Raw genomic sequence first — 13,973 nt, forward strand, 5'->3', positions numbered from 1 at the left:
GCCGCCTCATTCAAACCTGGCAGATCAGAAATCGTGATCGGCGTTGTCCGGGTTCAGGTCGCCGATGCCCAGCTTGCCGGCAGCCTGTTCGATGGCGGCGGTCTGCTTGACGAGGGCGGCGATGGCGTCACGTACCACCTGGTTGCCCGCTTCGTTACCGGCGGCAATCAGTTGGTCGTAATGCTCGCCCTTGTTGGCGCGATCAACCATGACCTGGATCTTGGTTTCGGTGTCGGCCAGATCGGATTTCAGCGTGGCGTCTGCGGTCGGGTCGATGACCACAACCAGCGACGACAGGCTTGGGCCGGTCATGGTGGTGCCATCAGCGCGGACATATTCGCCCAGGTACACGTTACGAATGCCTTTGGCATCGTAGAAGTGCGAGTTGTGCGTGTTGTCGCTGAAGCAGTCTTGCTCGTCTTCAGGGGAGTTGGCTTCCAGCGACACTTTCATGCGCTCGCCTGCCAGTTCGCCCAGCGACAGGCTGCCCATGCCGAACAGCATTTTGCGCAGACCGTTTTGTACCGGCTCGGCTTCCAGCGTGGCGCGGTAGTTGTCAGGCACGTTCGGTGCCCAGTTGCCGACCATTTCATTCAGGTCGTTGATCAGCAATTGGGTCACAGCCTTGAGGTAGGCGCGACGGCGATCATTGTGTCCACCGGTGGCGCCTTCGCCTTCAAGGTAGTCCGAAGCCGGGCGGTTGCCCGCACCAGGGCCGGTGCCGTTCAGATCCTGGCCCCACAGCAGGAATTCAATGGCGTGGTAGCCGGTGGCTACGTTGGCTTCAGAGCCGCCCAGTTCGTTCAGGCTGGCCAGGGTTTCAGGCGTGATTTCGGTCACGTCGACCTTGTCTTCGCCGACTTGAATCTGGGTGTTGGCGATGATGTTGGCGTTGGCTCCCGGGTTACCCAGTGCGTGGGCATAGCTGGTGTCGACGTAGTCGATCAGGCCTTCGTCCAGTGGCCAGGCGTTCACTTGGCCTTCCCAGTCATCAATGATGGTGTTGCCGAAGCGGAATACTTCGCTCTGCAGGTAAGGTACGCGGGCTTCGACCCAAGCGGCCCGGGCAGCTTTCAGGGTTTCGTCGTTCGGCTTGGCGAGGAAGGCATCGATCGCTGTTTGCAGTTTTTTCGCAGTGGACTCGGCATCGCTGTAAACGGCATGAACGATGTCTGCGTAATGGGCTACAACTGCTTTGGCAGCAGCTTCGTCAACTTTGGCTGCGCTGACATCGGAAGCGGGTGTCGCGGAGCTGGCGGTTGCCGACGTTGGCGCCGTCGCGGCTTTTTCCTGGTCCTTGTCGCCACAACCGGCGAGTGAAATAGCAATGGCCAGCAGACTGGCGGTGGCCAGAGGCATACGAATCATGGCGAAAATCCTGCTTCGAGAGGTGGGACAAGCGTGCGACTGCACACAGAACATGCCACATGATGCGAAAGATTTGCATTTTGTGTAAAGGGTTAGCGTTGTAAATATTTCTTATTTACTTTGTGTCTGGTCCAGCGCATTGGTCAATTCAGAAATGGTTGCTTACACAATCACTGGATTGCGGTGCTGTGCCTGTTTCAGGTAAAGGCTCATCTCACTTGCATTCAAGGGTTTGCTGTACAGATAACCCTGGCCTTCATGACAGCCTTCACGGATGACATAGGTTTCCTGTTCAAGGGTTTCAACCCCTTCTGCAATGACTTGCATCCCCAGGTTATGACCCAGCTGAATGATGGTGCGCACGATGGTTGCATCGTCGTCAGCGTCATTCAGGTCCTGCACGAAGCTTTTATCGATCTTGATTTTGTCGAGTGGCAGGGTCTTGAGGTAGTTCAGTGATGAATAGCCCGTGCCGAAGTCATCGATCGCAATCAGTGCCCCGCAATGCCGCAGGCTCAGCAAGTGCTCAGCGGCGATGTTGATGTCTTCCATCAGGCTGGTTTCGGTGACTTCCAGCTCAAGGCTGTGGGCTGGCAGGTGGTAGCGCTGCAACAGCGTATTGACCATCCGTGGCAGCCCGGCGTGATGGAGCTGCACCGTGGACAGATTGACCGCCATGCGCAGTTCACCAAAGCCCTGAACATGCCATTCACGCAACTGATGACAGGCCCGGTCCAGTACCCACTCGCCAATGGCAATGATGCTGGCGTTTTTTTCTGCCAGGGGGATGAACACATCGGGGGCAATCATCCCGAGTACGGGGTGCTTCCAGCGCAACAAGGCTTCGACACCGACCACGCGGTGGTCGCTGTAGCGGATCTGCGGCTGGTAGACGAGATAGAGCTGGTCACGCAGCAGGGCTTCGCCCAGGTCTTTTTCCAGCTCGCGTATGCGGCGCATCTCACGGTCGACGCTGGCGATATAAAACTGGTAGCGCCCGCGTGAGCTGTTTTTGGCCAGCGTCATGGTCTGCTCGGCTCTTTGCAGCAGCTGTTCACTGGTATCGCCATCTTCCGGGAACAGCGTAATACCGATCGTGGCGCGCAGGCGGATGCTTTGCGGGTTCAGGAAGAACGGGTTTTCCAGGTCATCCAGAATACTTTGCGCCAGCTCGGCGGCTTCATAGGGGTGTTCGATGTGGGCCGGTACCAATGCGAACTGGTCGCCCCCGAGACGCGCCAGAGCGCCCAGGCTTGCATTGTGGACGCGCATGCGATCGGTCAGGGCTTGCAGCAATTGGTCGCCGGCCTGATACCCATACTGTTCATTGATACTCTTGAAGTCATCCAGGCCGACACACAGCACCGCGACGCGGCGTTGTGACCGACCCGCATCGACAAGGATTTTGCCCAGCAGCGTCTGCAATTGCTGGCGGTTCGGCAGCCCGGTCAGAAAATCGTACTCAGCCATGCGCAACAAGGAGCTTTCGGCTTCATGGCGCAGCCGCGTATTACGCTCTATCGAGGCCAGCAACTGGTTGGCAGTGTTGACCCAGATCCCCAATTCGTTGCGCTCATGGCCCTTGATGTGCGGCAGTACGCGCTCACCGGGGCGATCCGGGTTGATGCTGGCCAGATTCTCAATGATGTGTGACAGCGGGCGTGTCAGCAGCCAGTGATAAACCAGGTACAGCACCAGCCCCATCAACAGGGCACGCATTACACCCGAGATGAAAAGGATCAGGGCATTGAGCAAAAAGGCCTGGCCGTAGGTGGCCGTGTCGAGGGTAATGCTCAGGTCACCGTAGTATTCGCTGAAAGGTTCGCGACTCACCAGCGCAGTCGTGAACGTGCGTTCCTTTCCCATGATTAAATCGGTCAGCCAGCGGCTGGGCGAGTCATCCAGGGGGCGTGACTTTTCGGCCAGGGTGGTTTCGTTCGGGTGGCCGATAGAGGCATGACGCATAGCCGTATCCTGGAAAAGCCCTTCAATGACCTGCATCCCCATTTCACGGTCCAGGCTATACACCGCCTGCGTCGATGGATCGCGAAACATGTCGAGGATGCGTTCGGCATCCACTTCGACCGAATGTCGCGTCTTGTATGCGTCGAAAACAATCTGTGCGCAACTCAGTACACCGCCTACGGCCAATGCCGCTAGCAGTACGATCCGCAATAACGTGACCGACAGGCTATTTTTGAGGTCCCGCTTCAAAGGGCTATTCCTTGTTCCTTGCCGACAATGCATGTGGCCATGCCCCTGAATAATCCGTGCGGACAAAGAAGGCAAGGCGTCGCGCAGCATCCTTACGGTTTACGGGTCGTGCTTTTGTTCCCTGAGTTTGAATCGTAGAACAGAGTAATACTCGGGCGTTTTTATTCCGATCAAAAAAAACCCGGCCAATGCCGGGTTTTTTTACCTGGAGTCAGGCTTAAGCGGTGAAGGTTTTACCTTCGAACTGCTCGGCAACGAACTTCCAGTTAACGAGGTTCCAGAACGCTTCAACATACTTCGGACGTACGTTGCGGTAGTCGATGTAGTAAGCGTGTTCCCAAACGTCGCACGTCAGCAGCGGGGTGTCGCCGCTGGTCAGCGGGTTGCCGGCACCGATGGTGCTGGCCAGCGCCAGGGAACCGTCAGCTTTCTTCACCAGCCAGCCCCAGCCGGAGCCGAAGGTGCCGATGGAGGTCTTGCTGAACTCTTCCTTGAACTTGTCGAACGAGCCGAACGAGGCGTTGATGGCATCAGCCAGTGCGCCGGTAGGCTCGCCGCCGCCGTTTGGCGTCATGCAGTTCCAGTAGAACGTATGGTTCCAGACCTGAGCGGCGTTGTTGAAGATGCCGCCCGAGGAAGTCTTGACGATTTCTTCCAGGGTTTTGCCTTCGAACTCGGTGCCTGGCACCAGGTTGTTCAGGTTCACGACGTAGGTGTTGTGGTGCTTGTCGTGGTGAAACTCCAGGGTCTCTTTGGAGATGTGCGGCTGCAGGGCATCGTGTGCGTACGGCAGCGGCGGCAATTCGAAAGCCATGATGATTCTCCTAATCAGGTCAGTTGCGGTGAGCGCAAGGCCGATCACGGGCGGCCAAACACGCGCCGGGGAGTTTTTACTCCTTGCGGCGCAGGGCAAAGATCATAGCACCGGGGTGTCGGCTTAACCACGCAACAACTGTGTGGAATAGAGGTTCCAGCCCGATTGATATGAAAAGGGCTGCGATCTCACGGTAGGCGTGAGCGTGCTCGAGATTGAATCGTCAGCGGCATGCCTGTTCGGACAATGCTCACCTGTGCTGACGTTCTTTCCCATGCCTGCCTGGCCCTCAAGACAGGCTAGCGGTTCAACCCGAGACGATCAATTGCACTGCCACGGTAAACATCATGACCGCAACCAACAGGTCCAGCAGCCGCCAGGTATTGGGCCGTGCCAGCCAGGGCGCCAGCCAGGCAGCCCCCAGTGCCAGGGTGAAAAACCACAGCAGCGACGCACTGGCCGCACCGACCACATACGCTCCGGGTACGCTTTGTTGTGCCCCCAGGGAGCCGATCAACAGCACCGTATCAAGGTAAACGTGCGGGTTGAGCAAGGTCACTGCCAGTGCACTGAGCATGACGGCCTTGAGCGAGCGCGCCGTGTGACCGGCCGACTGTTCCAGGCTGGAAGCAGAAAAGGCCCGCCGCAACGCCTGGGTGCCATACCACAGTAAAAACACCGCGCCCCCCCAGCGTGCCACGCTCAGCAAGACCGGGTTTTGCGCCAGAAGGGTTGCCAGCCCGAAGACGCCGGCGGCGACCAGCAACGCATCACAGACCACGCAAAAAGCGGCCACGGGCAGGTGATGTTCACGGCGCAGGCTTTGCGCAAGTACGAATGCATTCTGGGTGCCGATGGCCATGATCAGGCCGAATGCGACCAACAGGCCATTCAAGTAGCTTTGCCACATAAGGTTTACTCGATAACGACAACGTAAGAGAGGTTTGTTGCTGGCTATTCTCCGGCCCTTGGCTGTATAAGAAAAACCAATATTGCTGATCGCTCATTAGGAAAACTGATGTTCGACTATAAATTGCTGTCTGCGTTGGCCGCCGTGGTAGAGCAAGCCGGTTTTGAACGTGCGGCTCAGGTACTGGGCTTGTCCCAATCGGCCATCTCCCAACGCATCAAGCTGCTGGAAGCGCGCATCGGTCAGCCGGTGTTGATTCGGGCAACCCCGCCAACGCCGACCGAGATCGGTCGGCGCCTGCTCAACCATGTGCAGCAAGTTCGCCTGCTTGAACGTGACTTGCAAAGTGCCGTGCCGGCGCTGGACGACGAAGGCTTGCCCGAGCGCCTGCGCATCGCCTTGAATGCCGATAGCCTGGCGACATGGTGGGCGCAGGCGGTGGGAGATTTTTGCGCCGAAAAGCACCTGTTGCTGGATCTGGTGGTCGAGGATCAGACCGTGGGCCTCAAGCGTATGCGTGCCGGTGAAGTGGCGGCCTGCCTGTGTGCCAGTGAACGTCCGGTTGCGGGTGGGCGCAGTGTGTTACTGGGAGCCATGCGTTATCGGGCGCTGGCCAGCCCGGCGTTTATCGCACGGCATTTTCCGGCTGGGGTGAGTGCCGAATTACTGCCCAGGACACCGGCTCTGGTGTTTGGTCCGGACGACTTCCTGCAGCATCGTTACCTGGCGGCGTTAGGGGTGGACGGCGGATTCGAGCACCATTTGTGCCCGTCGTCCGAAGGTTTTATCCGCCTGACCGAGGCCGGCCTGGGGTGGGGGCTGGCACCTGAGTTGCAGGTGCGCGAGCAACTGGCGAGCGGCACGCTGGTTGAGCTTCTGCCAGATAAAGTGATCGACGTGCCACTGTACTGGCATCATTGGCGCAATGGTGGACAACTGCTGGGGCAATTGACCGAACATTTATCCCGTTCGGCGTCCCGCTGGTTAGTGCCTTGGGCCTGAAAACCAGCGTTTAAACAGCAGGCAACACGAATTACAGCATTTGGAGCGATTGATGAAAATTCTGGTCACTGGCGCGAGCGGCTTTATTGGCGGACGCTTTGCGCGTTTTGCCTTGGAGCAAGGCTTTGACGTGCGGGTCAGCGGGCCACGGGCTGAAGGTGTCGAACATCTGGTGCGACGCGGGGCTGAGTTTATCCCGGGTGACATGACTGATGGTTTGCTGGTGCGCGATCTGTGTGTGGATGTCGACGCAGTGGTGCATTGCGCGGGGGCAGCGGGAGCGTGGGGACGCGCTCAGGATTTGCACCGCGATAACGTGCTGGTGACCGAAAACGTGGTGGAGGCTTGCCTGAAACAGCGCGTGCGCCGCTTGGTGCACCTGTCGTGCGCGTCACTGTATTTCGATGGCCGCTCGCACGTGGGGTTGACGGAAGAACAACTTCCCAAGCGTTTCAAATACCCGTATGCCGCGACGAAAAACCTGGCGGAACAAAAGGTGTTCGGCGCCCAGGAGTTCGGGCTTGAGGTGATCGCCCTGCGCCCGCGCTTCGTCACGGGTGCCGGGGACATGAGCCTTTTTCCGCGCTTGTTGAAATTGCAGCGCAAAGGCCGTGTAGCTATCGTCGGCAATGGCCTGAACAAGGTCGATTTCACCAGTGTGCAGAATCTTAACGAAGCTTTATTGAGCAGCTTGCTGGCGACCGGTTCAGCGTTGGGCAAGGCGTACAACATCAGCAATGGCACGCCGATTCCGCTGTGGGATGTGATCAATTACGTGATGCGCCAGATGAACGTACCGCAGGTTACGCGTTATCGGGGGTTTGGCCTGTCCTACAGTCTGGGAGCGCTTAATGAAGCCGGCTGCAAGCTGTGGCCCGGCCAGCCGGAACCGGCCTTGTCACGACTGGGCGCACAGATGATGGACAAGGACTTCACGCTCGACATCAGTCGTGCCCGGCACTATCTCGACTACACGCCCAACGTCAGCCTGTGGGCGGCGCTCGACGAGTTTTGCGGCTGGTGGAAAGCCCAGGAAACGACTTACCGTTGAGGGGGCAGCACTGAAGCGGCTATCGGCTGTCCAAGGACGATCTAGGGCAAGAGTCGGCGGTTTATACTCTGGCCATTCAGCTTTTACTCAGGTTTAGAAAAGGTTTTGCCATGCGTAACGATTCCCGCGACGACTTTGATGATGTGCCGACCTTGCGTGCCACGGTGGACGACGACGCCCCGCTGGCGCCGACTGCCGGGGCGCGGGAGCGCACCGCGGTCTACTCGCGCGACACGCCGGTGGTCAAGGTCAAGGGCCCGAGTACTGGACCTTTGTGGGCATTGATCTGTGCCTTGGTGCTGGCGATGGCCGGGCTGGGATGGTGGAGTTTTCAGCAGATTTCGTTGATGGAGCAGCAACTGGTGGCCACGCAGGAAAGCTTTGCGCGGATCAGTGAAGACGCCGCGGGACGCTTGCAGGCGATCAGCGGGAAGGTGGTTGCGAGCGAGTCGAACCTCAACAACGGCAGTGAAGCCCTGAAGCTGCAAATCAGGCAGCTCGAAGAGCAACTGCTTGAACAGGGCAAGCGTCAGCAAACTGCGGTGACGGGTCAGCAAGGGGAGCTGGACAAGCGTTTTGAGCAAATAAATGCCGCAATGCTGATGCAGGTGACCGCTCAAAAAGAAAGCCAGACCAAACTTGAAGCCGAGTTGGCCACGCTGAAAAGTGCCGTTGCAGAACAGGCCCGGCTGGATACTCAGATCAAAGGTCTGAGCGCTGATGTCACGGCCCTGAAAAAACAGGGCAATCCGGGGGCCGCTGTTCAACGCCTGGAGCAAGACCTGATCGTGCTCAAAAGCGAGCTGGAAACCCGTCCGGCCCCGACCCAGGGAGCCAGCACCGCCGAGTTCGATGCGTTTCGCGGTCAAGTGACACGCAATATCAACACCCTGCAAAGCCAGATTCAGAACCTGCAAAAACAGATCAGCGCCCGCTAAAGGCTCTGTTAGCTGCTGCCGCAGGCTGCGATGGTGCGCAGCGCCCCTTAGTCAGCCCGGGGATTACCGGGCCTTGTCTTCTCGCCCGCGCAAGACCTGGTTGGGCATTGCGATCGCTGCGCATAATCCGAGCAGCGAGATCATTGCGCTGATGCTCAGCAAGTGGCGGAACGTCTGCTGCAGTTCCTGACGCAAATGATCGAGGGCGGGGCCCTGAGCAGCGTTCAGGCTGTCGAGCAGGACGTTGCCCGAGCTGCCTTCTCCCAGTAGTGCTTGCCCGGCCACAGGGGTCAGCAACGTGCCGTGAAGCAGCGCGAGGAGCAAGGCCGACATCAATGCCACGCCGACGGCACCGCCCAAGGCGCGAAACAGGTTGGTGGTACTGGTGGATACCCCGATATCGCGCTGTTCTACTGAGTTCTGCGCCCCTACCAGCGACGTCGGGAACTGCATGCCGGCCGCGATTCCGCTGAGCAGCATAAATACGCCGCTTAGCAGCTCTGCATTCGGCGGGCTGAACGCCATGCCGAGAATGGCCAGCGGCATCATCATCGCACCGGTCAGGATCATCGGTTTGTAGTAGCCGGTCACCGACGTCATGCGCCCGGCAAAATAAGCACCCATGGGCAAGCCCATTGCCAAGGGCAGCAGGTGCAATGCGGCGCTGTCGGCCCCGGCGCCCGTGATACTTTGGTAGCGCAGCGGTATGAGTACGATCAGTGAGATCGCCTGAAAACTGGTGAAGAACACCGTGCACCAGCACAGCACCGCATTGCGATTGGCAAACAGGTGCATGGGCAGAAGAGGTTCCGGGGTGCGGCGTTCGTGCCACACAAACAGAATCAGTGCCATCAGCGCTGCCGCCAGCAGTGCCAGCACCTGATCATCGCGCCAGCTGTGGCCCTGGCCGATCAATGTGATACCCAGCAGCAAGGATGTCAGGCCGACAATCATCAGCACGGTGCCCAGATAATCGATGACCGGTTTGCGCTGGGGAATCGGCAGCCCGACCAGGGTGCGATGAGCGATCCACCACGACACCAGCCCCAATGGCAAATTGATCCAGAATACCCAGCGCCATGACAGGTACTCGGTCATATAGCCGCCGAGCACGGGGCCGGCCACGCTGGCCACCGCATACATGCTGCTGAAATAGCCCTGATAGCGCCCGCGTTCACGGGGCGGCACGATATCGCCGATGATTGCCTGGCTCACTGAAATCATTCCACCGGCCCCAATCCCCTGGATGATCCGCGCCAGCACCAGTTGTTCCATGTTCTGCGCGAGTCCGCAAAATAGCGAAGCAAGGGTGAACAGGCCCATGCCAAACAGCATCAGGCGCCGCCGCCCGTACAGGTCCCCGAGTTTGCCGTAGATCGGAACCGCTACGGTCATGGCTACCATGTAGCCGGAAATCACCCACGCCAGTTGGCTGACATCCTTGAACTGAGCAGAGATGGCCGGGATCGAGACGGCGACAATGGTCTGATCCAGAGCACCCAGAAAAATCGCCAGCATCAGGGCGAGGAGGATGCTGCGGATGGCGGGTCTGGATTGTGGGGGTTGATTCAGGTTGGTCACTGAGCACCTGCAGGACAAGGCCACAGGGCGACAAGCCTGTGGTGGCTGTGCCGGGCAGTGTACTTGAAAGGTGTTTTTTTTCAGTGCCCGAATACCTTTTTTGAGCGATGGGTATTGAGCAAGCCGGACTGACGGGTCAGTCCGGCCTGATACTCCGGGGCTTCCTTACCTCAGAGCGCTGAACGTGGCGTTCAACGAATAGCAGTGTCCGCCCTGACAACTGGCGGTCAATCCGGCTTGCCGTGTTTGCTCGGCGCGGTAGCAAGCGCCTGCAAACAATACTGCGACAGCAAATACGATAAACACGGTCATGCATCTGGTTTTTGTTTTAGTAGTCATGGCACTCATTTCTCCTTAACCATCGGAGTCAGACCTAGACTTCACACCGTTGAGGCTAGCTCAGACCCTCGCACTTGCCCTGCCAGTTGTACGAGTGGTGCTGGCGCGTTTCATCCCTCAAATGGACTACTCGCTACAAACCCTTATCCCACTCCGGAGGGTCGGTGAAACGGCTTGCGAGAAAGTCGAGCATGCTGCGCAGCGTGGCGGGCATCTGTTTGCGCGAGGCATACACCGCGTAAATGGTCATGACCCGGGGTTCGGCTTCGGGCAGCAGGCGTACCAGTTCGCCGCGTTGCACATAGGTTGCTGCCTGATAGCTGGGCAGCAGCGTAATACCTGCACCCGCCAGGGCCGCGCTCAATAATGTACTGGCCTCGTTGGCGGTGATGTTGCCCTGGACCGGAACAGACACGTCCTCGCCGTTGCGGGTGAAATGCCACAGACTTTTGCCGTAATAGGAATGGCTGAGGCAATTGTGCCGGCTGAGTGCTTCGACCTCTTGCGGAGCGGGGTGCTCACGCAGATACGCCGGCGAGGCACAGAGCACAGAGCGGCACACAGTCAGCTTACGAGCGATCAAGCTCGGGTCCAGCTCATGGCTGGTGCGAATTGCCAGATCGATACGCTCATCCACCAGGTTCACTGTGCGGTCGAGCATTTGCAGGTCGACGTTGACCTCGGGGTAAAGACGCACATAGTCGGTGACGGCAGCGGCCAATTGCGCCTGGCCGAACGAGGTGCTGACACTGATGCGCAATAACCCTCGCGGTGCATCGCCGGGCAGGGTGACGGCAGCCTGCAGCTCATCGGCCAGCTCGAGCATTTGTCGGCAGCGTGGCAGGGTTTCCTCGCCGGCTGTCGTCAGGCTCAGCTTGCGCGTAGTGCGGTGCATCAAACGCGCGCCAACCCATGCTTCCAGCTCGGCCAGGTAGCGCGATACCACGGGTCGCGAGAGGTCCAGTTGGTCAGCGGCAGCTGATTGGCTGCCAAGATCCACGACGGTGACGAACACGCGCATTGCGATAAGACGATCCATGATCTGCCCGATATCTGAAACAAACTATGTCGAAGCATCGCATTTTTTGTTGGTGATCGGGCAACTAAGCTCTGTCCACTGCCCGCTGCGGGCCATGAACCTGGAAAAACACCATGACAGGATTTTCAATGCTCCCTCGTCACCTGTTCGGCGCGATTGCCCTGAGCTTCGCCGCCCACGCCCTGGCCGCGCCGGGGCCTTTGACCCTGGATGTCTACAACCCGGGAGCCACTGCGATTTTCCCGGTTTCTTCGGTGCTGGTCAGCGGTGAGAAAGACGCGATTCTGGTTGATGCCCAGTTCGGCAAGGCTCAGGCCATGCAGGTGGTCGACAAAATCCGCGCCAGTGGTAAACACCTCACCCAGATCTATATCAGCCATGGCGATCCGGATTACTACTTCGGCCTGGATACGCTGACGCAGGCATTTCCGGACGCACAGGTTGTGGCCTCAGCTCCCACCGTTGAGCACATCGTCAAGACCAAGGATGCAAAACTGGCGTTCTGGGGGCCGCAGATGGGGACAGATGCTCCCCGCAAACTGATCGTGCCCGACGTCCTGAAGGGCAATACCCTGGATCTTGAAGGTCAGGAACTGGACATCGTGGGTCTCAACAGCCGCCAGCCAGACCGCAGCTTCGTGTGGATTCCATCACTCAAGGCAGTGGTGGGTGGCGTGGTCGTGGCCGACAACCTTCATGTGTGGATGGCCGACACTCAAACCCCGCAATCGCACAAACAATGGCTGGCGACCTTAAAGCGTATCGACAGCCTGCAACCTTCGATCGTGGTGCCGGGCCATTACCTGGGTGCGAACGATCGTTCATTGAGCTCGGTGCACTTCACCCGTGACTACATCAAGGCGTTCGATGAACACGCGGTCAAAGCCAACAATGCTGACGAGTTGATCGCCGCGATGAAACAACGCTACCCGGATCTGGGTGAGGTCTCTTCGCTGGAATTGAGCGCTAAAGTCGCCAAGGGCGAAATGAAGTGGTGATCTGAGTACGACCCTTGCGGGTTGATCCCGCGTAATCAAACCGTGGAGCACATCATGAGCAACATAGCCATTCTCGGAGCTACCGGTCGTGCCGGTAGCCAATTGCTGGAAGAAGCCCTGCGTCGCGGGCATCGTGTCACCGCTATCGCCCGGCATGCCTCCAGGCTGGGCGAGCGGGCCGGTGTCGTGAGCAAAGACGTGGACATCAACGATGCCCACGCCCTGCAACATGCCGTGGCTGGCCACGATGTCGTGCTCAGTGCGGCTCATTTCTCGACCTTGCCCGCCGGCGCAATCATCGAGCCGGTGAAGGGGGCCGGGGTCAAGCGCTTGCTGTTCGTTGGTGGTGCCGCTTCGCTGTTGTTGCCGGACGGCACACGCGTCCTCGACAGCCCGGGCTTCCCGGATGCCTATAAGGCTGAAGCTTCGGCAGGTGCTGTTTATCTGGAAACCTTGCGCGCCGAAAAAGAGCTGGACTGGACGTTTCTGTCACCGTCTGCCGAGTTTGTAGAGGGGGAGCGCACAGGCATCTTCCGCTTGGGCAAAGACCACCTGCTGGTCAGTACTGAAGGCAAAAGCTGGATCACTTTCGCGGACTTCGCCATCGCGATGCTGGACGAGGTTGAACAGCCTCGGCATTCGCGTCAGCGTTTTACGGTGGGGTATTGACCTGCTGTCTGCCGAACATTCAGGGCGCGCCGTCCTGTGTCGGGCGCGCGTGTCCTCCTTACGTTTACGACGCTTGTTCCTGTGCCTGCTTCAGCAGCCATGCCATCAGCTCACGCAGCGGCGGGGAGGGTTCGTTACGCGGCGAGCACAGCATGTAATAGGCGCCGCCGGTACGTATCTTCAAGTCGAACGGCATGACCAGGCGCCCGGCCTTGAGGTCGTCGCCGATCAGCGCCCAATCACCGATGGCCACGCCATTACCTTGGGCGGCAACGGTCATGGCCAGGTCCAGGGTGTCGAAATACTGACTTTGACGAATCAGTGACACGTCGCCCCCAGCCGCATTCAGCCAGTGGGTCCAGTCTTGTTGGTCCCGACTGGGATGCAGCAATGTGTGTCGTTCAAGGTCTTTCAGGCTATTGATGGCTTGGCTGCCTTCCAGCAAGTCCGGGGCGCAAACCGGGGTGAGTTGTTCGTCGAACAAGTGCTGGCCTTCGCGCCGCGGGCCTGGCTGTGGACTGTACACCACGGCGGCATCGAAGGCTTCGCGGCGAAAATCGACGCCATGCTGCACGCTGCTGGTCAGCTCTACCGGCATGTCCGGGTGCAGTTTTTTCCATTGCAGCAGCTTGGGCAGCAGCCAGCGCAGCATGCAGGTGGGGGCTTTGATTTGCAGCGGGGTGCGGCGAATGCTGGCGTACTCGATGGCCTCGCCGATCAAGTCGAACGCCTGCTCGATGCGCGGATACAGCGCCTGGCCTTGTTCGGTCAGGCTCAGGCCACGGGCCTGGCGATGGAACAGCAGGTAACCCAGTTGATCCTCAAGCCCGGCAATTTGCCGGCTTACCGCACCTTGGGTGATGCACAACTGCTCGGCAGCACGGGTGAAGTTGCAGCATTGGGCCGTGATTACAAAAGTATGCAGCGCAGGAAGTGGCGGTAGACGTTTCATCGCAGTTCAGCCATGAGCCCAGGACATGGCTAGTATGCGCAGTTTTGCGTTGTGCGCGCCACACGTGGCGGCTTCAATAGCTCAGACGAGAACAACAA

12 protein-coding genes are annotated in these 13,973 nt (G+C 58.9%); 5 read left to right on the top strand and 7 right to left on the bottom strand.

Annotated features, from left to right (window positions below; all coding sequences use genetic code 11):
• Positions 1-24: 24 nt before the first annotated feature.
• From DQN55_RS05430 to DQN55_RS05445, 4 genes are all read right to left on the bottom strand, one after another.
• Positions 25-1,368 carry an imelysin family protein gene (locus DQN55_RS05430; protein ID WP_048377938.1) on the bottom strand — a complete coding sequence of 448 codons (1,344 nt, stop codon included), beginning with the start codon at positions 1,366-1,368 and terminating at the stop codon, positions 25-27.
• Positions 1,369-1,530: 162 nt separating this feature from the next.
• Positions 1,531-3,582 (bottom strand): putative bifunctional diguanylate cyclase/phosphodiesterase, encoded by a 2,052-nt coding sequence (locus DQN55_RS05435; RefSeq protein ID WP_048377937.1) that lies wholly within the window; start codon positions 3,580-3,582, stop codon positions 1,531-1,533.
• A 217-nt stretch (positions 3,583-3,799) separates the two neighbouring features.
• Positions 3,800-4,396, bottom strand: a complete 597-nt coding sequence (locus tag DQN55_RS05440) for a superoxide dismutase (RefSeq protein ID WP_048377936.1) — start codon at positions 4,394-4,396, stop codon at positions 3,800-3,802.
• Between the two features lie 307 nt (positions 4,397-4,703).
• Positions 4,704-5,306, bottom strand: a complete 603-nt coding sequence (locus tag DQN55_RS05445; RefSeq protein ID WP_048377935.1) for a LysE/ArgO family amino acid transporter — start codon at positions 5,304-5,306, stop codon at positions 4,704-4,706.
• Positions 5,307-5,414: 108 nt separating this feature from the next.
• On the opposite strand from DQN55_RS05445, the gene DQN55_RS05450 reads away from it, so the two are divergent.
• The 3 genes from DQN55_RS05450 (at position 5,415) to DQN55_RS05460 (ending at position 8,297) form a co-directional block, all read left to right on the top strand.
• Positions 5,415-6,308: a LysR family transcriptional regulator ArgP gene (locus tag DQN55_RS05450; RefSeq protein ID WP_048377934.1), complete on the top strand. Its 894-nt coding sequence runs from the start codon at positions 5,415-5,417 to the stop codon at positions 6,306-6,308.
• A gap of 52 nt (positions 6,309-6,360) precedes the next feature.
• On the top strand, positions 6,361-7,359 hold the full coding sequence (locus DQN55_RS05455; protein ID WP_048377933.1) for an NAD-dependent epimerase/dehydratase family protein: 999 nt from the start codon (positions 6,361-6,363) through the stop codon (positions 7,357-7,359).
• 110 nt (positions 7,360-7,469) lie between these two features.
• Positions 7,470-8,297, top strand: a complete 828-nt coding sequence (locus DQN55_RS05460; RefSeq protein ID WP_048377932.1) for a hypothetical protein — start codon at positions 7,470-7,472, stop codon at positions 8,295-8,297.
• A 63-nt stretch (positions 8,298-8,360) separates the two neighbouring features.
• Here the strand turns inward: DQN55_RS05460 and DQN55_RS05465 are convergent, their stop codons facing one another.
• Both DQN55_RS05465 and DQN55_RS05470 read right to left on the bottom strand, forming a co-directional pair.
• The gene (locus tag DQN55_RS05465; RefSeq protein WP_048377931.1) at positions 8,361-9,878 is read right to left on the bottom strand and encodes an MDR family MFS transporter; all 1,518 of its coding nucleotides are present in this window, start codon (positions 9,876-9,878) and stop codon (positions 8,361-8,363) included.
• A gap of 472 nt (positions 9,879-10,350) precedes the next feature.
• Positions 10,351-11,256 carry a LysR family transcriptional regulator gene (locus tag DQN55_RS05470; RefSeq protein ID WP_048377930.1) on the bottom strand — a complete coding sequence of 302 codons (906 nt, stop codon included), beginning with the start codon at positions 11,254-11,256 and terminating at the stop codon, positions 10,351-10,353.
• A gap of 113 nt (positions 11,257-11,369) precedes the next feature.
• Between DQN55_RS05470 and DQN55_RS05475 the strand changes: the two genes are divergently transcribed.
• The gene (locus tag DQN55_RS05475; RefSeq protein ID WP_048377929.1) at positions 11,370-12,254 is read left to right on the top strand and encodes an MBL fold metallo-hydrolase; all 885 of its coding nucleotides are present in this window, start codon (positions 11,370-11,372) and stop codon (positions 12,252-12,254) included.
• 54 nt (positions 12,255-12,308) lie between these two features.
• Positions 12,309-12,923 carry an NAD(P)-dependent oxidoreductase gene (locus tag DQN55_RS05480; protein WP_048377928.1) on the top strand — a complete coding sequence of 205 codons (615 nt, stop codon included), beginning with the start codon at positions 12,309-12,311 and terminating at the stop codon, positions 12,921-12,923.
• A gap of 64 nt (positions 12,924-12,987) precedes the next feature.
• Here the strand turns inward: DQN55_RS05480 and DQN55_RS05485 are convergent, their stop codons facing one another.
• A complete protein-coding gene (locus DQN55_RS05485; RefSeq protein WP_048377927.1) occupies positions 12,988-13,875 on the bottom strand; it encodes a LysR substrate-binding domain-containing protein in 888 nt (295 codons plus the stop codon).
• Positions 13,876-13,973: the final 98 nt, after the last annotated feature.

Origin of the sequence: Pseudomonas taetrolens (assembly GCF_900475285.1) — a bacterium.
Lineage (GTDB): Bacteria > Pseudomonadota > Gammaproteobacteria > Pseudomonadales > Pseudomonadaceae > Aquipseudomonas > Aquipseudomonas taetrolens.

What these genes read in the sequence shown, in the direction of transcription:
- DQN55_RS05430 (WP_048377938.1), bottom strand. Translation starts at nt 1,368, where the DNA reads ATGATTCGTATGCCTCTGGCCACCGCCAGTCTGCTGGCCATTGCTATT.
- DQN55_RS05440 (WP_048377936.1), bottom strand. Translation starts at nt 4,396, where the DNA reads ATGGCTTTCGAATTGCCGCCGCTGCCGTACGCACACGATGCCCTGCAG.
- DQN55_RS05445 (WP_048377935.1), bottom strand. Translation starts at nt 5,306, where the DNA reads ATGTGGCAAAGCTACTTGAATGGCCTGTTGGTCGCATTCGGCCTGATC.
- DQN55_RS05450 (WP_048377934.1), top strand. Translation starts at nt 5,415, where the DNA reads ATGTTCGACTATAAATTGCTGTCTGCGTTGGCCGCCGTGGTAGAGCAA.
- DQN55_RS05455 (WP_048377933.1), top strand. Translation starts at nt 6,361, where the DNA reads ATGAAAATTCTGGTCACTGGCGCGAGCGGCTTTATTGGCGGACGCTTT.
- DQN55_RS05460 (WP_048377932.1), top strand. Translation starts at nt 7,470, where the DNA reads ATGCGTAACGATTCCCGCGACGACTTTGATGATGTGCCGACCTTGCGT.
- DQN55_RS05470 (WP_048377930.1), bottom strand. Translation starts at nt 11,256, where the DNA reads ATGGATCGTCTTATCGCAATGCGCGTGTTCGTCACCGTCGTGGATCTT.
- DQN55_RS05475 (WP_048377929.1), top strand. Translation starts at nt 11,370, where the DNA reads ATGACAGGATTTTCAATGCTCCCTCGTCACCTGTTCGGCGCGATTGCC.
- DQN55_RS05480 (WP_048377928.1), top strand. Translation starts at nt 12,309, where the DNA reads ATGAGCAACATAGCCATTCTCGGAGCTACCGGTCGTGCCGGTAGCCAA.
- DQN55_RS05485 (WP_048377927.1), bottom strand. Translation starts at nt 13,875, where the DNA reads ATGAAACGTCTACCGCCACTTCCTGCGCTGCATACTTTTGTAATCACG.